Annotated in this window: 22 protein-coding genes and 1 pseudogene; 12 read left to right on the forward strand and 11 right to left on the reverse strand. The window is 55.0% G+C overall.

What is annotated here, in order from left to right; all coding sequences use genetic code 11:
• Nucleotides 1-76 precede the first annotated feature (76 nt).
• Both A3L08_RS03935 and A3L08_RS03940 read right to left on the reverse strand, forming a co-directional pair.
• Nucleotides 77-2,596, reverse strand: coding sequence for a hypothetical protein (locus A3L08_RS03935; RefSeq protein ID WP_088853794.1), 2,520 nt, complete (start codon nucleotides 2,594-2,596; stop codon nucleotides 77-79).
• A complete protein-coding gene (locus A3L08_RS03940) occupies nucleotides 2,596-3,090 on the reverse strand; it encodes a hypothetical protein (RefSeq protein ID WP_088853795.1) in 495 nt (164 codons plus the stop codon). The genes A3L08_RS03935 and A3L08_RS03940 overlap by 1 nt, the downstream gene beginning before the upstream one ends.
• Before the next feature lie 108 nt (nucleotides 3,091-3,198).
• Between A3L08_RS03940 and A3L08_RS03945 the strand changes: the two genes are divergently transcribed.
• The 3 genes from A3L08_RS03945 to A3L08_RS10105 all read left to right on the forward strand — a co-directional run bounded on the left by A3L08_RS03945 (nucleotide 3,199) and on the right by A3L08_RS10105 (nucleotide 4,648).
• A complete protein-coding gene (locus A3L08_RS03945) occupies nucleotides 3,199-3,711 on the forward strand; it encodes a metallophosphoesterase (protein WP_088853796.1) in 513 nt (170 codons plus the stop codon).
• An 86-nt stretch (nucleotides 3,712-3,797) separates the two neighbouring features.
• Nucleotides 3,798-4,211, forward strand: coding sequence for a hypothetical protein (locus A3L08_RS10100; protein ID WP_232461764.1), 414 nt, complete (start codon nucleotides 3,798-3,800; stop codon nucleotides 4,209-4,211).
• Nucleotides 4,212-4,303: 92 nt separating this feature from the next.
• Nucleotides 4,304-4,648: a hypothetical protein gene (locus tag A3L08_RS10105; RefSeq protein WP_232461765.1), complete on the forward strand. Its 345-nt coding sequence runs from the start codon at nucleotides 4,304-4,306 to the stop codon at nucleotides 4,646-4,648.
• On the opposite strand, the gene A3L08_RS03955 is transcribed toward A3L08_RS10105, so the two are convergent.
• Nucleotides 4,629-5,219 carry a hypothetical protein gene (locus tag A3L08_RS03955; protein ID WP_088853797.1) on the reverse strand — a complete coding sequence of 197 codons (591 nt, stop codon included), beginning with the start codon at nucleotides 5,217-5,219 and terminating at the stop codon, nucleotides 4,629-4,631. The two genes, A3L08_RS10105 and A3L08_RS03955, sit on opposite strands and share 20 nt — an antisense overlap.
• Before the next feature lie 88 nt (nucleotides 5,220-5,307).
• On the opposite strand from A3L08_RS03955, the gene rtcA reads away from it, so the two are divergent.
• Both rtcA and A3L08_RS03965 read left to right on the forward strand, forming a co-directional pair.
• Entirely contained in the window at nucleotides 5,308-6,342 is a 1,035-nt protein-coding gene (rtcA, locus tag A3L08_RS03960; RefSeq protein WP_088853798.1) for an RNA 3'-terminal phosphate cyclase, read from the forward strand.
• A 47-nt stretch (nucleotides 6,343-6,389) separates the two neighbouring features.
• Complete coding sequence (locus A3L08_RS03965; RefSeq protein ID WP_088853799.1) at nucleotides 6,390-7,016, forward strand: HEPN domain-containing protein; 627 nt, start codon at nucleotides 6,390-6,392, stop codon at nucleotides 7,014-7,016.
• Here the strand turns inward: A3L08_RS03965 and A3L08_RS03970 are convergent.
• The 5 genes and pseudogenes from A3L08_RS03970 to A3L08_RS03990 form a co-directional block, all read right to left on the reverse strand.
• Nucleotides 6,992-7,837, reverse strand: a complete 846-nt coding sequence (locus tag A3L08_RS03970) for a TatD family hydrolase (RefSeq protein ID WP_088853800.1) — start codon at nucleotides 7,835-7,837, stop codon at nucleotides 6,992-6,994. The genes A3L08_RS03965 and A3L08_RS03970 overlap by 25 nt on opposite strands.
• Nucleotides 7,838-7,846: 9 nt before the next feature.
• The gene (pbp11, locus tag A3L08_RS03975; protein WP_088853801.1) at nucleotides 7,847-8,167 is read right to left on the reverse strand and encodes a tRNA-binding protein Pbp11; all 321 of its coding nucleotides are present in this window, start codon (nucleotides 8,165-8,167) and stop codon (nucleotides 7,847-7,849) included.
• 26 nt (nucleotides 8,168-8,193) lie between these two features.
• Nucleotides 8,194-8,862, reverse strand: a complete 669-nt coding sequence (locus A3L08_RS03980; RefSeq protein WP_088853802.1) for a DUF257 family protein — start codon at nucleotides 8,860-8,862, stop codon at nucleotides 8,194-8,196.
• On the reverse strand, nucleotides 8,859-9,527 hold the full coding sequence (locus tag A3L08_RS03985) for a DUF257 family protein (protein WP_157721584.1): 669 nt from the start codon (nucleotides 9,525-9,527) through the stop codon (nucleotides 8,859-8,861). The genes A3L08_RS03980 and A3L08_RS03985 overlap by 4 nt, the downstream gene beginning before the upstream one ends.
• Nucleotides 9,528-9,598: 71 nt before the next feature.
• Nucleotides 9,599-9,778, reverse strand: a pseudogene (locus tag A3L08_RS03990) (amino acid--tRNA ligase-related protein); the annotation flags it as partial.
• Nucleotides 9,779-10,017: 239 nt separating this feature from the next.
• On the opposite strand from A3L08_RS03990, the gene nuoE reads away from it, so the two are divergent.
• The 3 genes from nuoE to A3L08_RS04005 are packed head-to-tail and all read left to right on the forward strand — an operon-like array spanning nucleotide 10,018 to nucleotide 15,138.
• Nucleotides 10,018-10,482, forward strand: a complete 465-nt coding sequence (gene nuoE, locus A3L08_RS03995; RefSeq protein WP_088853804.1) for an NADH-quinone oxidoreductase subunit NuoE — start codon at nucleotides 10,018-10,020, stop codon at nucleotides 10,480-10,482.
• On the forward strand, nucleotides 10,475-12,277 hold the full coding sequence (gene nuoF / locus A3L08_RS04000; protein WP_088853805.1) for an NADH-quinone oxidoreductase subunit NuoF: 1,803 nt from the start codon (nucleotides 10,475-10,477) through the stop codon (nucleotides 12,275-12,277). Before nuoE ends, nuoF begins: the two co-directional genes overlap by 8 nt.
• Nucleotides 12,277-15,138 (forward strand): NAD(P)-binding protein, encoded by a 2,862-nt coding sequence (locus A3L08_RS04005; protein ID WP_088853806.1) that lies wholly within the window; start codon nucleotides 12,277-12,279, stop codon nucleotides 15,136-15,138. The genes nuoF and A3L08_RS04005 overlap by 1 nt, the downstream gene beginning before the upstream one ends.
• A gap of 64 nt (nucleotides 15,139-15,202) precedes the next feature.
• Here A3L08_RS04005 and A3L08_RS04010 read toward each other — a convergent pair whose 3' ends face one another.
• The gene (locus tag A3L08_RS04010) at nucleotides 15,203-16,381 is read right to left on the reverse strand and encodes an aminotransferase class V-fold PLP-dependent enzyme (RefSeq protein WP_088853807.1); all 1,179 of its coding nucleotides are present in this window, start codon (nucleotides 16,379-16,381) and stop codon (nucleotides 15,203-15,205) included.
• A gap of 72 nt (nucleotides 16,382-16,453) precedes the next feature.
• On the reverse strand, nucleotides 16,454-17,356 hold the full coding sequence (locus A3L08_RS04015) for an asparagine synthetase A (RefSeq protein ID WP_088853808.1): 903 nt from the start codon (nucleotides 17,354-17,356) through the stop codon (nucleotides 16,454-16,456).
• A gap of 196 nt (nucleotides 17,357-17,552) precedes the next feature.
• On the opposite strand from A3L08_RS04015, the gene A3L08_RS04020 reads away from it, so the two are divergent.
• The gene (locus A3L08_RS04020; protein WP_088853809.1) at nucleotides 17,553-18,134 is read left to right on the forward strand and encodes a P-loop NTPase family protein; all 582 of its coding nucleotides are present in this window, start codon (nucleotides 17,553-17,555) and stop codon (nucleotides 18,132-18,134) included.
• A 2-nt stretch (nucleotides 18,135-18,136) separates the two neighbouring features.
• Here A3L08_RS04020 and A3L08_RS04025 read toward each other — a convergent pair whose 3' ends face one another.
• Nucleotides 18,137-19,294, reverse strand: coding sequence for a pyridoxal-phosphate-dependent aminotransferase family protein (locus A3L08_RS04025; protein WP_088853810.1), 1,158 nt, complete (start codon nucleotides 19,292-19,294; stop codon nucleotides 18,137-18,139).
• A gap of 163 nt (nucleotides 19,295-19,457) precedes the next feature.
• Here A3L08_RS04025 and A3L08_RS04030 point away from each other — a divergent pair, with 163 nt between their 5' ends.
• From A3L08_RS04030 to A3L08_RS04040, 3 genes are all read left to right on the forward strand, one after another.
• Nucleotides 19,458-20,624, forward strand: coding sequence for an MFS transporter (locus tag A3L08_RS04030; RefSeq protein WP_088853811.1), 1,167 nt, complete (start codon nucleotides 19,458-19,460; stop codon nucleotides 20,622-20,624).
• A gap of 90 nt (nucleotides 20,625-20,714) precedes the next feature.
• Nucleotides 20,715-21,263 carry a 50S ribosomal protein L16 gene (locus tag A3L08_RS04035; RefSeq protein WP_088853812.1) on the forward strand — a complete coding sequence of 183 codons (549 nt, stop codon included), beginning with the start codon at nucleotides 20,715-20,717 and terminating at the stop codon, nucleotides 21,261-21,263.
• A 133-nt stretch (nucleotides 21,264-21,396) separates the two neighbouring features.
• The gene (locus tag A3L08_RS04040; protein WP_088853813.1) at nucleotides 21,397-22,539 is read left to right on the forward strand and encodes an RNA ligase; all 1,143 of its coding nucleotides are present in this window, start codon (nucleotides 21,397-21,399) and stop codon (nucleotides 22,537-22,539) included.
• Nucleotides 22,540-23,701: the final 1,162 nt, after the last annotated feature.

A 23,701-nucleotide genomic window follows, 5' to 3' on the forward strand; every position in this document is an offset into this window, starting at 1 on the left:
CTCACCTCCATCTTAACTATCCTGTGGCGTTTATAACCTTTTGGCGTGGTGGATGAAATGGGAGGAGAAAGGGCCATCAGAGAACCCTGTAGAAGCCTGCCCTCGGCTCGTATATCCTCGCGTCCCTCTTGAGGTCGTCGATGAGCTTCCTGACGTCCCTCTCCGTGCCGATTCCGGCCTGTTTTGCTGCTTCGAGCACTTTCTCCTCCGGAGCCCCGAACTCTCCCTCGCCCTCGAGGTTCTTGATGATGTCGATGAGCCTGTCGATCTTGTTTATCTGCTTTGAGCTCTTGCCAACTTCGAGTATCGAGATGTCGAGCGTCCCCTCCTCGTCGGTGGCGACGTTCTTTATCATCTCCTCGATTATCTGGATTGCGGCTCTGGCATCCTCCCTCGTCACGGTCTCGCTCAGGCGCATCCTCGCATGGGCCTCGCTGAGACGGATGAGGGCCTCGAGTTGCCTTGCAGTAACTGGAATCGGCTGAACGCCCTCATCCTCTCCCGAGCGCTTGAAGCCCTTCCTCATCCTGACGTAGTAGCGCTTTATCTCGTCCATGGCTTCCCTGCTTAAGACGGGGTGGACGTTCTTCCTTGCGTAGGCTATGTACTTCTTGAGCAGGTCGTAGGGTATCTTCGGCGTCACAGCCTCGGCCTCTCCCCTGCGGACCTTGAGGATGTGCTCTGCTATACTTGCGTCCACCTTCTCGTCCGGCTCGTCGAGGAGGAGGAAGATGAGGTCAAAACGGCTGAGTAGTGTGGGTGGGAGGTCAAGTTGCTCCGGGAGGCTCTTGTGCCTGTTGAAGCGCCCGTACTTCGGGTTTGCGGCCGCTATGACTGTTGTCCTTGAGTTTAGGGTTGCCGTGATGCCCGCCTTACTGATGCTGATGCTCTGCTGCTCCAGCGCTTCATGTATGGCGCTCCTATCCCTGTCGCTCATCTTGTCGAACTCGTCTATGCAGTTGTGGACGATTATTCCCTCGGCGACGAAGTTGTGCTCTCCGGGGACGTAGAGGTCGTAAACGTAGCCCTCGTAGGGAACCTTTTCGATGGAGATGATTTCATCCCGGCGTGGATTTAACTCCTCATCCACGGCCATGATCGAATCGCCAACCCTGAACTTCTCAGCCTCCTTCCACTCAAGCGTTCTTCCGTCAACCAGGAGGTGGTCTGGAGTTAGGGTTACCTCGCTGCCCGAGCGGAACCTTATCCTGAGGAGCTCTCCCTTCCATGGCTTCCTGCGGATTATCGTGGCCTTTGAAGTTTTTGTCTTCATGCTTCCAAGGTCGAGGGCTACAACCTTCATTTCCTTCTCTTGAATGTCCACGACTTGGCCGTTGGAGAGAGCCTTGTATGACTTACTCAGCTCGAAGAGGTCTTCAATTCTCTGGTATTTCCCATCAACGAGAACCCTTGAGTCCGGATGCAGGCAGGCGAACCCGCCGTCCGCTAAGACGAGAACACCCGCTTCCAGAACCCAAGAACCTGTGAACTCATCCCTCACGGCGGCTGCCGTAAGACCGGCCGCAGAACTGCTCTTACCACTCGTGTAAATCGCCCTTGGGGCCAAATTGGCCACGTAGCGGAGAATTTGAGATTTAGCTACTCCAGGATCACCCACAAGCAGGACGTGGCTCTCTCCCCTCAGTTTTGTCCCATCAGGTAGAGTTCTCTGCACGCCGCCGAAGAGAGCTAAAGCTATGCCCTTCTTCACGGTCTTGTGGCCCCAGATAGCGGGGGCGATGGAATCCACTATGGCATCGACTATGTCCTTCCTCTTGGCCAGCTCGCGAATCTTCTGCTCGTCCTCGGGCGAAATCTCGAGTTCCTCTATCTCCTTGCTGAGCTGTTCGATGTGGTTGACCTCCAGGACCTTTTTGAAGATCGGCCTCTTGTCCTTCTGCTCGAGGATGACGCGCAGGATTCCTGTGACGAGGACGCGGTCTCCTGGTAAAGCCGTATCCACGAGGTCGTCAAGGAGTATTGCATCAACGAAGCGGGGCATCTGGCCGCCCTTAAGGCTCTCTGGCCTGTCCTGAAGGCGGAAGCTCTGGAAGTTGATGAAGCGGCTCTTCTCCACATCGAGGTCTATGTTTCTGCTCCCGCAGGCGTCGCACTTGGCCGGCTTCACGAGGTTCTCGTAGGGCCTCTGGAGCCTTATCATCTCGTTGCCGCAGTCCTTGCACACGAAGACGGCCTTCTCGACGAAGGGCTTGACCTCGCTCATACGCGTGATTATCCCCTCGACCTGGATGAAACGGTTTATGTGCTCGCTCCCGAGTTCTTTCACCAGGAGGGTCTTTGGGAGGTTGAAGAAGCGCGCGTGGACCTTGAACTCATCCTCCTTGAGGAGCTGCTCGCGGAGGACTATCTGTATTGCATCCTCGGCGGCTAAAATGCTCTCTTCCGGGTTCTCCAGCAGTTCTGCGGCAAGCTCCGGGTCAAAGGAGTTGAGATGCGTCCAGTCTATCGAGAGCGAGCGCTTTGGGGTGAGGGTCAGTAAATCCTTCAGCTTGTTGAGGTAGACCTCTCTCCCCTCATCGTCAACGTATCCCCTCAAAAACCTCGCGTACCTCTCTATCATGTCCTCCCTTTCCATCACTCCTCACCGAGCCATTCATTCCTTATCTTTGACAGCTGCAGATAAACCCGCCTCTCCTCTGGGGAGAGCCTGGAGAGAAGTTCTAAGCTGTTCGGGCGCCACATAACGGCCTTCAGGATCTTGTTGAAGCGGATCGTCTTGAGGTGCTCCGTCTTCTTCTTCAGGTTGGCGAGCTTCGTCAGCTTGACGTTTATCGTCTCTATACTCTCGCCAGCGTTCAGCCTGACGTAGTTCTCAAGGTAGTACATGTAAAAGGCAGCCCTCTCGTAGAGTCCGGCTGGAAGGGGCATCAGCGGCTCATTGGAGCGCTCCTCGGCTATGGCCTTGTCTATCTCGCCTATGACCTTGTCGGTCTCGTCAACTACCTCAACAACCCCCGCTTCCCAGAGCTCCTTCGCTTTCCAATCCTCTATGAGCACGATATCGCCGGTCTTCCAGTCGCCGAAGGGGCGAAGGATTTTAACGGCTATGACTGCCCTCCCGGTGAACATGACACCACCCTCTCGAATATACCCCTACCCCGCGAGGCTCTTAAACTTATCCGATGGGGGATGGATAAGCCTATAAGCCCAGCCGCCATATTACCCCCTGGTGGGAGCATGCTGATAGGGATAATGAGCGACACTCACGACAACCTCCCCGCGATAAGGAAAGCTGTCGACCTCTTTAACCGGGAAAACGTTGAACTGGTCATCCACGCCGGCGACTTCGTAGCCCCTTTCGTCGCATGGGAGCTTAAGAAACTCGATGCACCGCTCAAGGGGGTTTTCGGCAACAACGACGGTGAGAGAAAGGGCCTCTACGAGGCTCTTGGCATATACGACGAGCTTATTGAGCTCGAGGCGGATGGCATGAAGATCGCGGTGACCCACGGGACGAACGAGGTTCTCGTCAGGGCTTTGGCCCGGAGCAATCTCTACGACGTCGTTGTCGTCGGCCACACCCACCGCTACGAGATACGCGAGGAGGGCAGGACCATACTCGTCAACCCCGGAGAGGTCTGCGGCTACGTTACGGGTGTGAAGAGCGTTGCCCTCCTTGACACCAGGAAGAGAGAAGTGAGGATAGTGAACCTCGACACCGGGGAGTTGCTCGGGGCAATGAGCCTCTGACGAGCGTCTCTAACGAGCGCCTCTGGTGAGGCCCCTGGGCCCTTTCTTTTTGAACTGATTAAACCAACGCGTTCCCGGCGGTGGATATGGACGATATACTTGTTCCGAAGGAGAGGCGTGATGCCGTTGTGTTCGTAGGTGTAGACAGAGCTGAGAACGTTGAGTTCATAAAAGTCTATGCCGTCAGCGAGGAGACCGCCAAGGTGACCCTTGAGGAGTTCTTCAGCGCGAAAGGGCTTTTTCCCGCTGAATACAGACTCGTGAGCAGGGGTATAGAAGAGGTTGGCGACAGGAGAGCGATAACGACGAGGAGCGAGTCATCCCTGGCCGCGGCCTTGGCCAGGCTGGGTCTCAGGCTCCTATCCAACGGCGTTCTTTACCTCGACGGCATCGAGAACCTGTACCAGTTCACCCTCGTGAGCGAGGCCCTCTACGAGAGGATAACCTCAGAGGGCCCCCAGAGGGCGAGAGTGCGAAACCTGAAGGGCATTATGCTCTGACGTCCGAGGAAATCCTCTCCCTGGGCGTTGACACGCTCGTTGAGAACCTCAGGGGAATAGAACTATCAGAGTTCCTCCCGGAAAACGCGGTTTTGCTTAAAGAACCGCCGGTCGAGAAGGTTGTCGAACTGCTGGGCAGTAAGCGGGATTATCCCATCGTTGTCGAGACCAAGGATGCTGGGAAGTACAGTTTCCTTGACTTTTCCGCGGTTCTGAGGATCCCGCCCCTCTCACCTGAAGAGTTCGCGGCGGAGCTTTCGGCGAGGCTTGGCTTTGAGGTCGCGCCAGGCTACTTCCTAGACTACCCTCCGGAAAAGCTCAACCTGCAAAACGTTGAGGCCCTGGCGAGGCTGGTCATGGCTCTCATCGAGAAGAAGGGGTTGGCTGAGAAAGAGGCTGTCTCCCTGGCGGTGAGGCTCAACCTCGGAGGGCTTTGAAGTACCTGAGCACCGCCGCCTTGAACTCTGGGTTGTGCCTGCCCAGTGCCGCGTTTATAAGCCCCCTCAGCTTTTCGTCCTCCGCAATGTAGCCGAGGAGCAACCCCTCATCCACGGTGAGCTCGGAGAGAAACGCGGCTTTCTCCAGGAATTCTCTCTGGAGGGCACCTTTTCCCTGAACTTCCACCACCCTCCTCAGGTAGGGCCTAACCCTTTCGGCCCTCCTCTCGAACTCCAGCCAGTCTATCGAGAGTCTCTCCCCCGGTGAAATGTATCTCCCAGGGCTTTTGAGGTAGGTTCTCAGGCCTTCCGCGGACTTTGAATCCAGGAGCTTTCTCCCGAAGGCCACTATGGAGTCGTAGTCCCCGCTCAGTCTCTTCTTGTCCACCATGTCAAGGGAGTCGAAGAGCGCTATCCCTGTCAGGTAGCAGAGGGCCGCGAAGGGAACCTCTGGAAGGGTGATTTTACCACCTACTACATGGATAAACTCCCCTGGTTTCTTCTCAAGCTTCTCAAGGAGCATCCCTATGGGGTAGCTCAGGCTTTTGATGCAGAACTCAAGCTCGTCCATGGACACACCGGTGAGTGTTGGTTCCTTCATGTAAAAGCCTTTCGTCAGGTTTTTTAGCCCCCCTACGGAAGATAGGTGCGGTGAGAGAATGGGGTGGGTTGAGATAGACGGTTCCTACGGCGAAGGTGGCGGACAGATACTTAGGACCGCCGTGGCCCTCTCGGTTATAACCGGAAAAGCCGTGAGGATATACAACATTCGTGCCAACAGACCAAATTCGGGCCTTAAGCCCCAGCACCTCCACGGAATCCTTGCCTTGAAGGAGCTGAGCGGCGCGAGGGTTAAGGGCGCTCAGGTTGGCTCGACCGAGCTCGAGTTCATCCCCGGGGAAGCAAAGCCAAAGCACGTGCGCGTCCCAATAAGCACCGCCGGCAGTATAACGCTCGTTCTCCAGGCTTTGCTTCCGGCCATGGCCTTCGTCGGCGGGAGCTTTGAGGTAACCGGTGGAACCGACGTCCCCTGGAGTCCGCCCGTGGACTACCTCAAGCACGTTACCCTCTTTGCGCTCGGCAAGATGGGACTGAGGGTTGAACTCGAAATCAGGAGGAGGGGCCACTACCCAAAAGGCGGTGGAGTTGTTGCTGGCAGGGTTGAGCCCTGGGAAGAGAAAAGGCCGTTGGTGGCGTTGGAATGGGAGAAGGTAGAACGTTTCGCCGGAATAAGCCACGCAACAAACCTGCCGGCCCACGTTGCTGAGAGGCAGGCAAAGGCCGCAAGGGAGAGAATTGGGGAGCTCTACAACGTTCCGGTGGAGATAGAGACTGAAGTGAGCCGTTCACTCGGCCCGGGGAGCGGGATAGTGGTCTGGGCCGAAACGGACATGCTCAGGCTCGGCGGTGATGCCCTTGGGAAGCGAGGCAAACCCGCTGAAGTCGTCGGCAGGGAGGCGGCAGACGAACTCCTCGACCAGCTGAAGACCCGGGCGGCAGTTGATAAGTTCCTTGGCGACCAGCTGATACCGTTCTTGGCCTTCGCCGGCGGGGAAATAGGAGTTGCGGAGATAACCAACCATCTCGTTACCAACGTCTGGGTTGTCGAGAAGTTCCTCGGGAAGGTCTTCGAGGTTGAGGGAGAGGTTGGAGGGCCGGGGGTGGTTAGAGTGGTAAGGGAGGTGGAGGTCTGACGGAGGAGTTAAATACGCGGAAGTCAAAAAACTACTTCGGTGGGAGCATGGCTATTCCAGAAGAGGTTTTCAGACACCTTGAACTCGCAGAGGAGGAGCTGTCCTCGGCCAAAATCCTTCTCCAGAACAGTAAGCTCAGGGACGCGATTAGTCGCGCCTATTATTCCATGTTTCACGCGGCGAAGGCCCTGCTCCTGGTGAAGGGTTTAAATCCCCGCAAACATTCCGGCGTGATTAGGATGTTTGGCCTCCATTTTGTAGACGAAGGGTTTGTCGAGAGGATTTATGCCAAGTACCTGACCTCTGCTTTCTCCCTCCGTTCTAAGGCAGATTATGATGTCTATTATGAACCAACCGAAGAAAAGGCCCAAGCTCTCAGTGAGTTCCTGAGAACCCTGCGAGAGCGCTTTGGTGACTCAATAGAGGAGGTTATTCTCTTCGGCTCATACGTGAGGGGCGACTACGACGAAGAGAGCGACATTGATGTGCTCATAGTGGGGGAGGTTGATTTCGACGAGCTTATGGAGATTGTAACCGATATTCTCCTCAAACACGGCGAGCTGGTAAGTCCCATCGTCATCAAGCCCGAGGAGTTCAAAAGGAGAAAGGACAGCTTCATAAGGACGGTTTTGGAAGAAGGAAAACCCCTCTACTCCTCCACCTCGACCCCATAAACCTTCCTCGGATTTTCCACATGAATATTGTAAACATCCTCCTCGGTGAAGATGCCGTTCTGGAGGAAGGCCTTTGTCCTCTTCGGCACGGTCTTTGGCCCTAAAACCGCACCCGGACGGCGTTTGTCGTCTATGTAGTCGGTTTCCATCATGAACCTGTTTCCCTGCTCTATTGCGGCTTTTATGTTCTTCCTGCTGGATATTATGCTCGGGAAGACGCCGACTTCTTCAGCCACCTTCACCAGCGGTGGCGAGAAGTGCTTGACGACCTTGTAAGGCTTTATTCCGACTTCCTTGACGTACTCTCCCAGCTCCCTGAATTTTGCCTCGTCGAAACTCTCCGTGTGCAGCTGAACCGCGCAGTCGGCCTCCTTCGCCAGCGCCATTCCGTACTTCATCAGCTCTATGCTCGCCTCCCAGATTTCAGGAGGAACCTCGTAGTGGGGTCTGCCTATCTCACCTATTCCTATCGCCTTACCCTCAAGGCACAGTTTTTGGGCGTATTCCAAAGCCTTCATAACTTCACTCTTCGCGTATTCGAGGCCCTTCTCCCTCGCCAGGTAATCAAACTCTGCCGGGTGGACGCCAACGACTGCATAAGCCTTCACCGGCGTCTCCTTGTTGATTTTTTCAACAAGCTCAATGTGGAAGTCCATCGCTTTGATGAAGTCCTCCGCTTTGAGGCCCGGAAAGCCGTAGTCATGGGCCGTCTTGTAAACAACGACGAGATGCGTCCCTCCGGCACGGTGGAACTCCTTCACAGCCTCAAGGAAGAGTCCGTGGTAGGGGTCAACGTGGAAGTGGTCGTCCCAGATTATCATGCTCTCACCTCACGACTGATAGACTTCGATTTCATCGTTTTTCCCCACCTCTACTTCTCCTTCGAGGATGAGTGCCACCATGTCACCGGGGGCGGCAAACTCGACCTCCCTGTGCCCCTTCTCGATGCGGTAGATGATGGCAACTTTCCTACCCGCTTTGACCTTGTAAGCGGGGTAAACAACCCCCTCAAGAACCTCGCCGATGAGAACCTGTCTGCCCATGACCCGGAGGGTTTTGCTTACCCTAAACTTTCCCACTGGCTCTCTGGAGACTATTTCTAGGGGATTGTCGTCTTTGGCTCTCCTGAATACCCTGTTCAGGAACCCCATGGATTTTCACCGGGTTGTTTTTGCCCCTACTCAGAGAAAACTTCCCTCAGATCAAGCTTTATGGTATCAATTTTCGTTCTGAACATCGAGGGATCCTTCCTGATGTCTACGGTTAGCATGCGTCCTTCCTGCTTCAGTTCAAACACCGAAGTAGCTAGGTCTTCGAGAACTGGAAGGGGTTTCATTCTGAGGTTTTCCATTATCGCGGACTCCAGTATGTAGAACGCGGTTCTCTTCCTGTTGGTGACGATGGGCTTCATGGCGCGCAGGATGGCCCAAGTTCCCGATAGGTTGTCCTGGAAAACGAAGAGCCTGTCAATGCCAAGTACGATGTCAATGAATTCTCCTTTCGGAGCCGCTGAGGAGAAGAGCTTCTCATAGTGGCTTATATACACAGTAGGGTCCATATCAAAGCGTCCCCTGTTGACCACGTTTCCAACGGTTTCATTCCCACCCATCTTGAGAACCCTGACGCTTGAGAGGTCGGGGTTTATCCCCATGAGATTAAGGTGCTTGACGTAGAGGGGGAATGCGTCAAGGATGTCGTCAACAAAGACTGGAATTTCCCTCTCGCGGGTGTACCTGAGGAGGATTGCCAAGAGTGCCTCCGCACCCAGGGGAGCGCGGTTTTCCACGATGACAGTACTGCCGAACTTCGCCCCGTCGAGGAGGTTAAAAAGCTCGGAAAGGCTCATAGTTCACCACCTATATCGACTATATCAACTTTTAACTCCTCCCCGAATAGATCCACGTTGGTGCTCTTGACAAAGCGGAGTATTGCACCTGTAGGATATGGAACCATCTCGACAACCGTGCTGGCTACCCTTTTCATCTCGCTGGAAATAATTGGGCTGAGGGAGTCTAGTATTTTCTTGTTGAGCAGGTAGAACGCCCTCCTCCTGGTATTTCCCAGGAACCTCTGAAGAATCCAAATGACCAGGTAAATATCTGATGGGCTTGAAAGGGTTTTGAGGAAGTTTTCGAGGCCGAGGACCAGGTTTATTGAATCCTCGACATCTTCGAGGACCTTGCTGGCCTCTTTCTCGTAGTTTTTTATGTAAACCCTGGGGTCAGGGTGGAAGGGGACCCTCGCCACAACGTTGCCCACATCTATTCTGCCGCCGGTCTTTATGACGTAGACCCCGCTGAAGTCCACTTTGATCCCGAGGTTTTCTATGTGGGCCGCTATGACAGGTAGAGTGTCGAAGTTGTCGTCTATTATGAGGGGTATTTTCATCTCCTCCGAGTATTCCATAAGCTTCAAGAGCGTGAGCTCCGGGATGTACGAAGGCAGGTACTCAAGAAGGGCTATCTCGCCAGGCTTAACGCTCTCGATTATTTTGAGGACGCTCGTGTCCACCACCCCCACCTTAGCTAAATTATGAAAACGATGGATATAAGAGTTTCGATAAGCTTGAGAAAATCCTGTTCTTAAATAACCGGTGGAATTCCCAGAATCCTCGAGAAGGGCTGAATCTCGGCTATATGCTTTGCTCCCATAATATAGCGGACGAGCCTCTCCACGCCGATTCCTGCTCCTGCGCTGGGCCTCAGCAGGCCGGCCTTTGCAACCTCGAGGTAAGGCTTGAAGGATACTTCTTCGGGGGAAGCATCATCCTGTTGTAGCCGTGGGCCATTTCTTAAACCCCCGTAAACCCCCATAGAAAGAATAAATCCTTCCTTTTTTCACTGGTCCGTAAACTTTCCCAGGCCTTTGATGAGTTGAAGAGCCTTGATTATGAATTTTCCAAACAAACGGTTGCCAACCAATTGTTTCAAACATGTGCTTTAGTGCACTTTTATAAACATCAAAGTCGAGGTTTTTTCGAAGGAAAGTACGGGTGAGGGTTATGGAAGCAGATCTCGATTACATACGCTCTTATCCACCCGAGCCGAGCTCTCTCATTCCACTTCTCCAGAGGACGCAGGAGCGCTTCGGCTACCTTCCCAGAGAGGCGCTTGAGGAGATCGCCAGCTACCTGGGAATCCCGCTCAGTAGGGTCTACGGTGTGGCCACCTTCTACGCCCAGTTCCGCTTTGAGCCCCTCGGGAAGTACGTCGTCAAAATCTGCCACGGCACTGCCTGTCACGTCAACGGGGCAGTCAACATCTCCCAGGCCATAAGGGAAGAGCTTGGCATAGAGGAGGGACAGACAACGGAAGACGGCCTCGTAACACTTGAGCGCGTCGCCTGCCTCGGCTGCTGCAGCCTGGCACCGGTCCTCATGGTGAACGAGAAGGTCTTCGGCAAGCTGACACCAGAGAAGGTGAGGAAGCTCATCAGAAAGCTCCGGGAGGGGAAGCTCGATGTCTGAGATAAAGGCCATAGCGGTTGGCATGAACTCCTGCGGGATAGCAGCGGGTGCGAAGGAGACCTACGAGGCCTTAAAGCGCGAGCTCGAGGAGAGGGGCCTTGACGTAAAGCTCAAGATAGTCGGCTGCGTCGGCATGTGCTACCGCGAGCCGCTCGTGGACATCATCACCGACGATGAGATCATCACATACGGCCACGTTGACCCCAAGAAGGTTCCGAGGATTATAGAGGAGCACGTCATCAACGGAAAGCCCATTAAGGAGTGGATAGTCAAGCGCGACTGGTGGGAGAACGGAGAGAGGAAGACGTGGGACGTGGACGGCTATTTCGCCAAGCAAAAGAAGATAGTTCTTGAAAACTCGGGCTACATCGACCCGGAGAACATAGACGAGTATATAGCTGCTGGCGGCTACGAGGCCCTTAAGAAGGCCCTCCAGATGGAGCCTGAGGAGATAATAGACGTCATCATCAAGTCCGGCCTCAGGGGGAGGGGTGGTGCCGGCTTCCCCACCGGCATGAAGTGGAAGTTCACCCGCCAGGCCCCAGGGGACGAGAAGTACATCGTCTGCAACGCCGACGAAGGCGACCCCGGTGCCTTCATGGACAGGAACGTGCTTGAAGGCGACCCGCACCGCGTCATAGAGGGCATGATAATCGGTGCCTACGCGATTGGAGCTACTAAGGGCTTCATCTACGTGAGAGCGGAGTACCCGCTCGCGATAAGACGCCTTAAAATAGCCCTGAAGCAGGCGCGCGAGAGGGGCTTCCTCGGGGAGAACATCCTTGGAAGCGGATTCTCCTTCGACATCGCCATCAAAGAAGGGGCGGGAGCCTTCGTCTGCGGCGAGGAGACGGCCTTAATAGCGTCCATCGAGGGGAAGAGGGGAATGCCGAGGCCGAGGCCGCCGTATCCGGCTCAAAAGGGCCTCTGGGGCAAGCCGACCAACATAAACAACGTCGAGACCTGGGCCAACGTGCCGTGGATAATCAAGCACGGCTGGCAGGCCTACGCTTCCCTCGGGACCGAGAAGAGCAAGGGCACCAAGGTCTTCGCCCTCTCGGGTAAAATAAAGCACGGCGGCAACGTGGAGGTGCCAATGGGCATAACGCTCCGCGAGATACTCTACGAGATAGGCGGGGGCACTAAGACGGGCAAGAGGATCAAGGCGGTTCAGCTCGGCGGCCCCTCGGGCGGCTGCATCCCGGAAGAGCTCTTCGACACGCCCGTTGACTACGAGAGCGTCAACGCCACCGGAGCGATAATGGGGAGCGGCGGAATGGTCGTCATGGACGAGGACACCTGTATGGTCGATGTGGCGAAGTTCTTCCTCGACTTTACTGTGAAGGAGTCCTGCGGCAAGTGCACCTTCTGCAGGCTGGGGACGAAGAGGATGTGGGAGATCCTGGACAAGTTCACGAGGGGCGAAGCCACCTTAGAAGACCTTGAGAAGCTCGAAAAACTGGCCTATCAGGTCAAGGCGGGCTCGCTCTGCGGCCTTGGCCAGACCGCTCCAAATCCGGTCCTAACGACGCTCCGCTACTTCAGGGATGAATACTTAGCGCACATCGAAGGGAAATGCCCAGCCAAGGTCTGCAAGCCGCTCATAAGGTACGTCATCATTGCCGACAAGTGCACCGGCTGTACGGCGTGTGCGATATTCTGCCCTGCCAAGGTCATAAGCGGCGAGAGGCTCAAGCCCCACTCCATAGACCAGGAAGCCTGCATCAAGTGCGGAACCTGCTACGAGGTGTGCCGGTTCAACGCGATTGAAATCCTCACCGGGAGGGATGAGTGATGGTCAAAATCACCCTTAACGGTAAGGAAATAGACGTTCCGGCGGAGAAACCGCTCATAGAGTTCCTGCGCGAGATTGGGGAACACGTTCCAGGATTCTGCTACACCGAAGAGCTCGAACCCTACGGCTCCTGCAGGCTCTGTCTCGTGAGCACTCCCAGGGGAGTTACCACCTCGTGCACCCTCAAACCAATGGAAGGGCTCTCCGTTGAGACGCTGAGCGACGAAGTTGTTTCGATGAGGAAGACTGCCCTTGAGCTCATCCTCTCCGACCACTACGGCGACTGTATCGGCCCCTGTCAGAACGGCTGTCCGGCCCACAGCGACGTGCAGGGCTACCTCGCGCTCATAGCGATGGGCAAGTACCATGAAGCCGTCAAGCTGATGAAGGAGAAGTACATTCTGCCCGCCGTTCTCGGGAGGGTCTGTCCGGCCTTCTGTGAAGAGGCCTGCAGGAGAAACCTCGTCGAGGAGCCCCTCGCTATAAGGCAGCTCAAAAGGTTTGCGGCGGACTACGACCTTGAGCACGGCCCGTGGATGCCTGAGATTCCGCCCTCGACCGGGAAGCGCGTTGCTGTCGTCGGTGGGGGCCCGGCCGGACTGGCATGTGCTTACTACCTGAGAACGATGGGCCACGAGGTTACCATAATAGAGGCGATGCCAGAGCTCGGCGGCATGATGCGCTATGGCATTCCACCCTACAGACTGCCGAGGGACGTGCTCGATAAAGACATAGCGACCGTCATCAACACCGGAATCGAGGTGAAAACTAATACCGCCCTCGGAAGGGACGTAACCCTTGAGGAGCTCCGCAAAGAGTACGACGCGGTCTTCCTCGGCGTCGGCGCGTGGAGAAGCAGGAAGATGGGGATTCCGGGCGAGGAGCTTGAGGGAGTGATGCACGGCATAGAGTTCCTCAGGAAGGTCAACACGGGCGAAAAGGTCGAGCTCGGCGAGCGCGTCATAGTCGTTGGAGGCGGGAACACGGCCATGGATGTCGCAAGGACAGCTTTGAGGCTCGGCGCAAAGGTCACCGTCGTTTACCGCCGCTCGAAGGCCGAGATGCCGGCAAACGAGAGGGAAGTGGAGGAAGCGATGGAAGAAGGCGTGGAGTTCCTCTTCCTCACCAACCCTGTCAGAATACTCGGCGACGGGAAGGTCGAGGAGGTTGAACTCGTAAAGATGCGCCTCGGCGAGCCGGACGCGAGCGGGAGGAGGAGGCCAATACCCATAGAGGGCTCGGAGTTCAGGGTTAAGGCCGACAACGTCATCCTCGCCATAGGGCAGTACTGCGACGAGGAGTTTCTCAAGAGCCTCGGCATCGAGGCAAAGCGCGGGAAGGCAGTTGTGGATGAAGTGACGCTCCAGACAAACCTTGAGGGCGTTTTCGCCGGCGGCGACCTCGTCCTCGGGCCTTCAACCGTCATCGAGAGCATAGCAACGGGAAGAAGGGCCGCGGTGATGATAGACATGTATCTTAAAGGCAAGCTCGAGAAAGCCAAAGAAGTCCTCACCGAGCCGGAGAAGCACATCGAGGAGGTTTTAGCCGATGACGACCTGTACAGGGTTCTCTTCGACCTAAGGCCCTATAACCACTGGAAGAAGGTGACGGAGAAGGACTATGAGCACGTTGAGAGGAAGCCGAGGGTTAAGGTTAAGCTCCTCGACCCTGAAAGGAGGGAGAGAACCTTCGAGGAGGTCGAGCCGGCCTTAACCGAGGAGCAGGTTCTCGAAGAGGCCAAACGCTGTATGAGCTGCGGCTGTATGGAGGTCTTCAGGTGCAAGCTGAGGGAGTACGCGACGCTCTACAACGCTAGGCAGGACGCCTTCGAGGGCGAGGGGAACAGGTTTGAAATAGACGAGAGCCACCCGTGGATTACGCTCGATAACAACAAGTGCGTCCTCTGCGGCCAGTGCGTCCGCTTCACCCACGACGTTGCCGGGGAAGGGGTTCTTGACTACCTCTTCCGCGGGTTCAAGACGAGAATCTCACCGCCGCTCGGGGAGGGCCTCGGGGACATGGAGGGCCTGTTCCTCGGCGAGATGATAGACCTCTGCCCTGTAGGAGCTATAACAGAGAGGCTCCCCTTCGTCAAGCCCGGGCCGTGGAAGACTGAGCCGGTAAAGACCGTCTGCAACGGCTGTAGCTTTGCATGCGAGATGAACGTCGAGACCTACGACGGCATGCTCGTGAGGGCTTCGAGGGCGGAAGAGAGCTGGAACAAACACCTCTGCGACCTCTGCCGCTTCGCCAGGCCTTGGGCCGAGGACTTAGCCGGGCCGCTCCTCAACGGGAAGCCGGTGTCATGGGAGGAGGCAAGGCGCTTCATAGAGGAGAAGGACTACACCCTGATACTCACTCCTGAGCTGACGAACGAGGAGATAGCCTTCTTCAAGGCCTTTGCGGAAAAGAAGGGCATTCCAATAGGCTCCACGGTGGAAGGGGCAATATCAACGGCCACGCTCGACGACGTTAGAAAAGCGAAGCGCGTCCTCCTGAAGGCCGACGTTGAGAAGTACCCCCTCCTCAAGATACTCCTGAAGGGCAAGGAAATCGTTGAAGAGGACTACGACGTTGCGATACTCGAGGGCGGAGAGCCGCTCGATGTCCCGACGCTGATACTGCATCCGGGCGTTAACGCGGCCGGTCTCATCAAAGCGGGGATAACCGGAATACCCGAGGTGGAAGCTTACGTCGTGATGGGGAGAACGGAGAAGGAGCTTCCGGGCGATGTGCTGGTGCTCCCGGCCGGTCTATGGGCGGCGAAGGAAGGAACAGTAACCAACGCCTTTGGAATGGAGCTGAGGGTCGGTAAGGCGGTTGAAGAGGTCAACAGAGCCCTTGAGCTCTTCTCTCCCTGATTTCTCCCCTATTTATCCACATGGGAAGTTGAAACACTGGGAAAAAGAAAAGCCCTTTTGGAAGTCAGCCTCCCATGGTCCCGAACAGCTCCTCCAGGAACAGTTCAACGTCCTCCATTGTGTTGTAGAGGTGCGGCGAGACCCTTATGCCATGGTGCCCTAAGACGCCGCGGTGACTGACTGCGATTCCTCTCTCGGAGAGCCTTCTGTATACTTCTTCCTCTGCTTCGTAGCCCATGCCAGTCTTTACGGTCACTATCGCGGAGTTTCCGCCAAAAACCCCGAGCCCCGCGCTCAGAGCCTCCTCCATTACCCTCTCCGCGAGCTTCAGGTTGTGGCGCTCTATCTCCTCAATTCCTATCTCATTTATCAGCTCCAGTGAGGCCCTGAAGGCCGCGGCAATAATATACGGCGGCCCGCCACCGAAATCAAGCTTTCTGGTGCCTCTGGAAATCTTCAGCTCGCCCCATGGGTCCTTGTCCGGCAGCCCCCACCAGCTTCCCCAGTCCCCGGTTGGAGGCTCCATGCTGAGAAGGCCTGTTATGGGCTTTGCCTCCTCTAAGAACTCATCTGAGGCGTAGATCAGTCCCGCCCCGGTGTCCGGGCTCAGGAGCCACTTTTCCCCGCCGGCTGCGAGAGCATCCACCCCTTCCCTCTCCGGATAGAGCCGCAGGGAGCCGAGATGCTGGACGGCATCAATAATAAGCCATGCCCCGTGTTCGTGGGCAACTTTGGAGAGCTCCCGCAGATTGATTCTCTCGCCGGTGACCCAATTGACGCTGCTGAGGACTAGGGCGAGGGTGTTGTCGTCTATAGCCCTTTCGATGGTCTCCAACGGGTGGAGGCCGTTTTCGTTCTTGACCACCCTGAGTTCTAGGCCGAACCTCTCGGAATAGCTCTTCAGGAGCGCCGGTGTCGTTGGGAACTCTGTGTCAAGCGAGACTACGTTCTGTCCCTTCCGCGGCTCCATCGAGAAGAGGAGTCTCCTAAGTCCCTCTGTGGTCTGGATTGAGAGGCTTACGTTCTCTACGCTGACCCTCATGAGCTTCGCCGCTTCCCTGAGCGTTGGCTCGAGGAAAGTCGGGTTCATATAGTCCACTGAATTGACCTCGCCCTCGAACCCGATGACATCCGTTAGAAGCTCATTGGTCCTCTGGAGGGCGCTTGCTGGCATGAGACCGAGGCCCGCGGTGTTCAGGTAGGTCCTGAACTTTCTCAGCGCTGGAAACAGGCTTCTTCTCATTGCCATCGCCAAAAAAAGTTTGGAGAATACGTTTAAATCAATTTTGAAGCATAAAGATGTTAAAGGCAGAGGTCAAATCACTGCTGGAACGCCAGGAACCCTCGGGAAGGGCTGAACTTCCGCTATGTGCTTTGCCCCGACCATGTAGCGGACTAATCGCTCGACACCGATTCCTGCTCCTGCGCTGGGCCTCAGCAGGCCGGCCTTTGCAACCTCGAGGTAAGGCCTGAACGACTCTTCGCTCAACCCAGAGGAGCGTATCCTCGCAAGTATCTTCTCGTACTCCCACTCCCTTTCTCCCCCGCTTGAAACCTCGCCGTAGCCCTCAGGAAGGTAAAGGTCGTAGTTCCTGAAGTGGCCGGGTCTTTCAGGGTCTTCCCTGTCGTAGAACTCCCTTTCAATGTCCGTTATCCAGAAGGGCTCATCCATGAGCCTGCTGGCCTCGTCCTCACTCCCGAACTCCTCTTTTATCTCCTCCAGTGTGAAGCGCCTGAAGGGCGGCCTTACCTTGGGGATCTCGCGTTCGAGTCCCCAGCTCCTGGCCTCCTTGAAGAGTCCGCTGATGAGCCCCTCGATGAGGCTCATAATGTCGTCCATGCTCGCGTAGGCGATTTCGAAGTCGAGCTGTGTGAACTCGTAGGCGTGCCTGCCGTCGTCTGCATCCCTTCCCTCGAGCCTCACGTTCGGCGAGAGGATGAAGAGCCTATCTATCCCCATCGCGATTGCCATTTGCTTGTGGAGTATCATGCTGTGGGTCAGCCGCAGTCTGGAGCCGTAGACCTCGACCTCGGGCGGCTTCAGGGCATCCTCCGCCGCGGGGTCCGGCCATAGGGGATCTGTTATTGAGCTGAGCATCACGGGGAGCATCCACTTGAAGCCCCTGCTTACCATGTATCTCGTCATATAGTCAATAACCTTCGTCTGTATGTTGAGTACAGGTTCAATTTTTCTGCTTACGATTTGAAGGGCGTTCATGGGTATCACCTGTTTTTGTCATCGAGTTTCACCTTTATGGCTTTTATCCAAAAGACTTTGGATTTTGGACAGAATAAGACATTTAATTGGCGAATTTTTTGGATAATTGACTAAATTCTGGTCCTAAACTGACATTTGTTTATCTGAGGTATCGATATCGTTATAACCCTCCGCGGGAATCCCGTACGGTGGTAATATGGGAGTCTACATATTCACGCCGGAAGACCTCGTCCGCTATGGCTCCGCAACGCAAGAGCAGCTTGAGGTTCTTAAAGAGGCAATCTTGGCCAAAAAGGACGTTCTCATCGTCGGTTCCAGCCGCTCCGGAAAGACGAAGCTCGTCGAGGCCTTGATGCATTTCATTCCAGATGACAAGAAGGTGGCGGTAATTACGGCCTACGGCGAGTTCAAGCCATTCAAACACCACGTGGTCGTCATAGACACCCAGTTCGACAGCCAGCCGCTCGAAAAGCGCACTGCCGAGGTGATATCCAAAATAAAGGCCATAAACCCGGATTACGTTGTCATCGATACGCTCCACACGATAGACGTCGCCAGGGTCTTCCGGGAGCTTATAGACGACTACGCCTTCATAGTGACATCTCTCGCGCTCACCGATGACATAAAAAGCGAGGTGAAGCACTGGCTCCGCATCGATGATGAAACCTTTGACAAGTTCGACATGGTCGTGGAACTCAAGAGGGACTGGAGGACAGGAATAAAGGGGATAAACAAAATTTACGAAGTGAAGAACGGGGAGCTGAAGCTCCTGCTCTGATTTCACTTCTTCTTCAGTTCTTCTATGACTTCTCTAAGGTTGTCAAGCATCTCTTCTATGTCCTCAAAGGTCATGTATCCCATGTTTCCAATCCTGAAGGTCTTCTCGGCGACGCTTCCGTAACCCTTAGCCAGCTCGAAGCCGCGCTCGCGCATTGCGTTGTAAACGTCAACACCCTTCATTCCCTCGGGGACGACAACGGCGGTGATGGTCGGGCTCTCGTAGCCAGGTTCTGCCAAAATTCCAAGGCCCATCTCCTTTACTCCGTTCCTTATCATCTCGCTCCTCTTCCTGTACATTCCGAGCCATTTCTCCTTTCCGCCCATCTTCTCGACTATCCTCAACACGACGTTGAGGCCGAATATCTGCGGAAGCGGCGGGGTTGAGGGTGTTCCCTTCTTCTTCTCGTTGAACTTCTTGTAGAGGGGGAGATCAAAGTACCAGCCGCGCTCCGGCATCTTCTCGGCTATCTCAAAGACGCGCTCGCTTACTGCCGCAACCGCCAATCCCGGTGGAACACCAAAGGCCTTCTGACTGCTCGCGAATATCATGTCGAGGCCCCACTCGTCGAACCTTATGTCGGCGCCGCCCATAGCAGAGACGGCATCAACGAAGAGGAGCTTGTCGTGCTCGTGGACAACCTTTGCCAGCTCGGGGAGCGGGTTGAGGACACCCGTTGAAGTCTCGTTGTAGGTTATCGTCACCGCGTGGACATCGGGGTTCTTTCTGAGGGCGTCGTCGAGCTCCTCCGGCTTAACTGCCTGTCCTGGTTCCTTCTCGAAGACAACGGCCTTTCTGCCGTTGGCCTCAACGACCTCTGCAAAGCGCTTTCCGAAGGCACCTATGACGGTGACAAGAACCTTTCCGCCGCGCGGGACGGTGTTTCTAACAGCTGCTTCCATGAAGCCGGTTCCAGAACTCGGGAAGAGGATTATCTCGCCCTTATCGGCCTCGAGGAATGCCTTGAGCCTGTTGAGAGTATCAACGTGAACTTCCTTGGCCTCGGCCGAGCGGTGGCTGAACATCTGGACGCTCATTATCGCGAGAACCTCTGGGAAGCAGGCGACGGGACCAGCGGTAAAGAGCTTGTATTTGGGCTTCACCATCTCGTAAACTTCCCTGTAAGCGTCCTCGTACTGCATGTCGAACCTCAGCTCCATCAACATCACCTCGGCGGGAGTTGACGTGAGAGCTATAAAAGGGTTCTCTTCAGCCAGGGGGCTGGTTTTTGAAGCTTTTTTCTTCTAGAAGTCCAATATCTGAAAACTTTTCAACACGACCAAGGCTTTTAAAGCGTTGGACTAACGTTCAGAAGGTGGTCTGATGGAACGGCGACGCCTTGCTGGAATCATCCTGCTGATTATCTCCGCTTTCACCGGCACGATAGCCTTTCGCCTCGCCACCCCAGCGATAGCGTTCTACACCCGTGATATTCTCAAAGCAAGCATGCTGTCCGTTTCAATTGTATCAATGTCCTTTGTCCTCGCTAGGGCTTTCTCCTCGGTTCTCGGCGGTTTGATGCTTGAGAGGGGTAAAAAGCTTGTTTACGTTGGTGCCCTCGCGATGATGGGTAACGCCCTGTCCGTTCAGCTCTACCCACTCACCTCTACATGGGTCCAGGTTGCTGGGATAAAGCTCCTCAACGGCTTCCTCAACGGTCTGAGCTGGCCGATGGCCCAGTTCGTCATAGCCGTGGCGACGCCCAACGAGATAAGGGCGAGGGTGACCTCGGTTTACTTCTTCTTCGGGAGCATAGCCTCGCTCCTCGGGAACTACGTCTACGCTTACACGATAGACCTCGGGTTGGGTGGCCAGATGTGGATTTCCTCGGCCTTCTTCGTCTTAACGGGCCTGATAATGGTGGCCAGCTACGCCCTCCTCTACGGGAGAATAACGCCCAAACGGAAGAAAACCCCTGACGGCGAAAAGCCGAGCCTCGACCCGAGGAGGATTTTGATAATAGCCTCCCTGATGGCGGTCATAGTCGCCTTTACCTCGGGGGAGATAACCTACGTCTACGTCTCCGAGGCTCTGGGAATGGACAAGGCAACGACCGCAACGCTCGTAGGCTGGGCCGGTTTTCTTTCCGCCATGCTGAGCTACGGCATCTCGTGGCTCGCCGACGTGAGGAGCGAGAGAAGGATGGTCGTTCTGACTTCTATCATGGCTGCGGTTTCCCCGCTTCTTGCCGCGGTGAAGACTGCCCCGACGGTCTTCCTTGGGATATTCCTTGCCCTCTTCGCCTTCCAGAGCTTTCGCCCGATTTCGAGGAAGGTTTTGGTAAGCTACCACCGCTCCTCTCTCGCGATAGGGGGCGTCAACGGGGTGCAGAACCTGTCCACCTTTCTCGGAGGAATGCTCTTTGGCTTCGCCTACTTTCTGGGGGAGCTTCGGGGAGTCCTAACGCTCAACCTCGCCCTTCTGGCCTTCACACCAGTCTCCCTCCTGCTCCTCTGGGAGGCCGTTAAGCTTAAAGGTGGAGTGGAGTAGCGGCCACTGTTGGGGGACACTCCAAAACTTTTATAAAAGCGAGGGCAAGCTAAGTTTAGGCTTAGCTTACGCTTATTTGGAGGTGAGAGTATGGGACTGAGGCCAGCAAAGATTGATAGGGACGTTGACAAGCCCGCTTACACAAGAAGGGAGTACATACGCGGTGCTCCGGGTCCGAAGATAACGATATTCGACATGGGTAATCTCTCGGCCGAGTTCGAGTATGAGGTCAGCCTTCACGCCGAGCAGGCCATGCAGATAAGGCAGAACGCCCTTGAGGCCATCCGTATACAGGTCAACAGGTACCTCCAGAAGAACGTCGGAAGGAGCAACTACCACTTCAAGATAAGGGTCTTCCCGTTCCAGGTTCTCCGTGAGAACCCGATGGCTACCGGAAGGAAGGCCGACCGTTACGGAAACGGTATGCGCAGGCCCTTCGGAAAGCCGATTGGATTGGCGGCGAGGGTTAAGAAGGACCAGAAGATCCTCACCGTCTGGGTGAACGAGGCCCACCTCAAGTTCGCCCTCGGCGCCATGCACAGGGCCAAGATGAAGCTGCCTTACTCGGCTTACTACAGGATCTACGACAAGGAAGGCAACGACGTCACCACCAAGGTTCTTTCCACGATGAAGCTCTGATGTGCATGCTGAGCCCCTTGGGCTCTTCCTTTACCAACTTTTGTGCGCTACTCATGGCAGATTTTGTGCTAGGGTTTTCCCATATATTCATAATGATTATTAACGATGCCGCCCTATCCTTACTGGTGGGAAGATGGTAAGCTCTCACTTCATGAGCCTACTCCTTAAGATCGGCGTTCCCGAGGACAGGCTTCTCGTTCTAGAGGGTAAGGGAGGCATCGTTGAGGACGAGTTTGAGGGCATCAGGTACGTCCGCTTCCGCGATTCCGCCAAGGGCTTCCGCAGAGGCACGGTAGTTTTTGAGAACGGCGAGGCAGTCCTCGGCTTTCCCCACATAAAGCGCGTCGTCCAGCTTGAGAACGGGGTAAAGCGGGTCTTCAAAAGCAGGCCGTTCTACGTCGAGGAGAAGGTGGATGGCTATAACGTCCGCGTCGTTAAGGTTGAGGACAGGGTTCTCGCCCTCACCCGCGGCGGCTTCGTCTGCCCCTTCACCACCGAGAGAATAGAGGACTTCGTGAACTTCGAGTTCTTTAAGGACTATCCCAACCTTGTCCTGGCTGGGGAGATGGCCGGGCCCGAGAGCCCTTACATAGTCGAGGGGCCGCCCTACGTGAAGGAGGATATAGAGTTCTTCCTCTTCGACATCCAGGAGAAGGGAACCGGAAAGAGCCTGCCAGTTGAAGAGCGCTATAAACTCGCGGAGGAGTACGGGATTCCACAGGTTGAGCGCTTCGGCCTCTTTGACCGCTCCCGCCTGGATGAGCTCTACGACCTGATAGAGAGGCTCGGTAGGGAGAAGAGGGAAGGCATCGTCATGAAGAGCCCGGACATGAGGAAGATAGCGAAGTACGTGACGCCATACGCCAACATCAACGACATAAAGATAGGCTCGCACATATTCTTCGACCTCCCCCACGGCTACTTCATGGGGAGGATAGAGAGGCTCGCCTTCTACCTCGCCGAGAAGCACGTCAAGGGAGAGGAGTTCGACGAGTATGCCAAAGCCCTCGGAAAGGCCCTGCTGAGGTCCTTCGTCGAGAGCATCCACGAAGTTGCCAACGGCGGAGAGGTCGAGGAGACCTTCACTGTGCGGGTCAAGAACATAAGCACCGCCCACAGAATGGTCACCCACTTCGAGAGGCTGGGCGTGAATATTCACATCGAGGACATCGAGGATTTGAAGAACGGCTACTGGAGGATAACCTTTAAGCGCGTTTACCCAGACGCGACGAGGGAGATAAAAGAGCTGTGGAACGGGCTGGCATTTGTGGACTGAGGTTTCCCCTGCTTTGTTTTTGAGGCGCGTGCTTTCTTTTTAAATTCGCTGAGAATGATAATCGCCATTATGATAACCGCGGTTATTATCTCGTTGGCTTTTCTGTTTGGGTTCCTCTTCAAGAGCTGCCTTCGCGCTCGAAATAATAAAGCGGGGCGAGTTTGGAAAGGGCGAGGAGATAAAGAAGCTCTGAGGATATTTGGGCCCTTAATGGTCTTCTCAAACTTTTGTCTGTTATTAACGTTCCTGAGGAAAGCCCCATCAACTCGCACCCCGGCAAGTTAGTCCTTTCTAAGAAACTTTGCTTGCGCAAAGTTTCATCAAACAATTCGTCCTCAAACAAGGTGGGGGTTACAACATCGGGTTTTCTTTCCAATGCCCCCGATCTAACGAAGAACGCGCATAATAAGGGTATCTTGTGAGGGTTTCCTACTCTTTGACGCCCTTCGGGCGTCTTTTTGAAGCGAACCCATTCAAAAGGATTCCTTGGAGATGTTCTCACTCAAAAACTGAATCTCGAGGGTAAACCCTTGTTAAAATTGGCTTAGGGGAAGCACTATTATTACTTTCCGCCAGCGCTTGCTTTGCAAGGGCTGATTGGGGGTGTGGGGGCGTTAGCCCCCCAGCAACCTTTGCTTGCGCAAAGCTTGACCAAATGGCTCTGACTCGACTTAATCGCCTTGAAGTAGCTCGTACGTGTTTCGTTATGTGAGGGACTTTTAGTGGCTTTCTTGGGCAGAGTAGCCGATGTCTGTTGGGTTTATCTCCTTCGCGCCCTTCGGGCGCTATTAAAAGTAAACCCCTCTTAGAGAAAACCTGCTTAAGAGGAAAACCTTCAGAATTACGGCACCTGAAAAGCACGTACAAACTTTGATGAAACTTTGCGCAGGCAAAGTTTCTTTCCGTGGGGCGAAGCCCCACTTTGGGGGTTTGAGAGTACAGAGCAAGCTTTAGGAAAGCTTGACCAAAAGTTTGTAGCTCTCGTTCTGAGAGTTAGTCTGAGCTAGTGATCCAGCTAATGAGGCTTTTTCTATAAAAGCAAGTCACTAAGAGTGAGTTCACTTTAAATCGACGCCCGAAGGGCGTCAGTGAGCAGGAACTCCTAATAATACCTGCCCGTTGAGTTGAATTCCGTTTTTGGAATGGGCGTTTGGGGAGGGAT

The sequence above is a fragment of the Thermococcus pacificus genome, from assembly GCF_002214485.1.
Classification (GTDB): Archaea; Methanobacteriota_B; Thermococci; order Thermococcales; family Thermococcaceae; genus Thermococcus; species Thermococcus pacificus.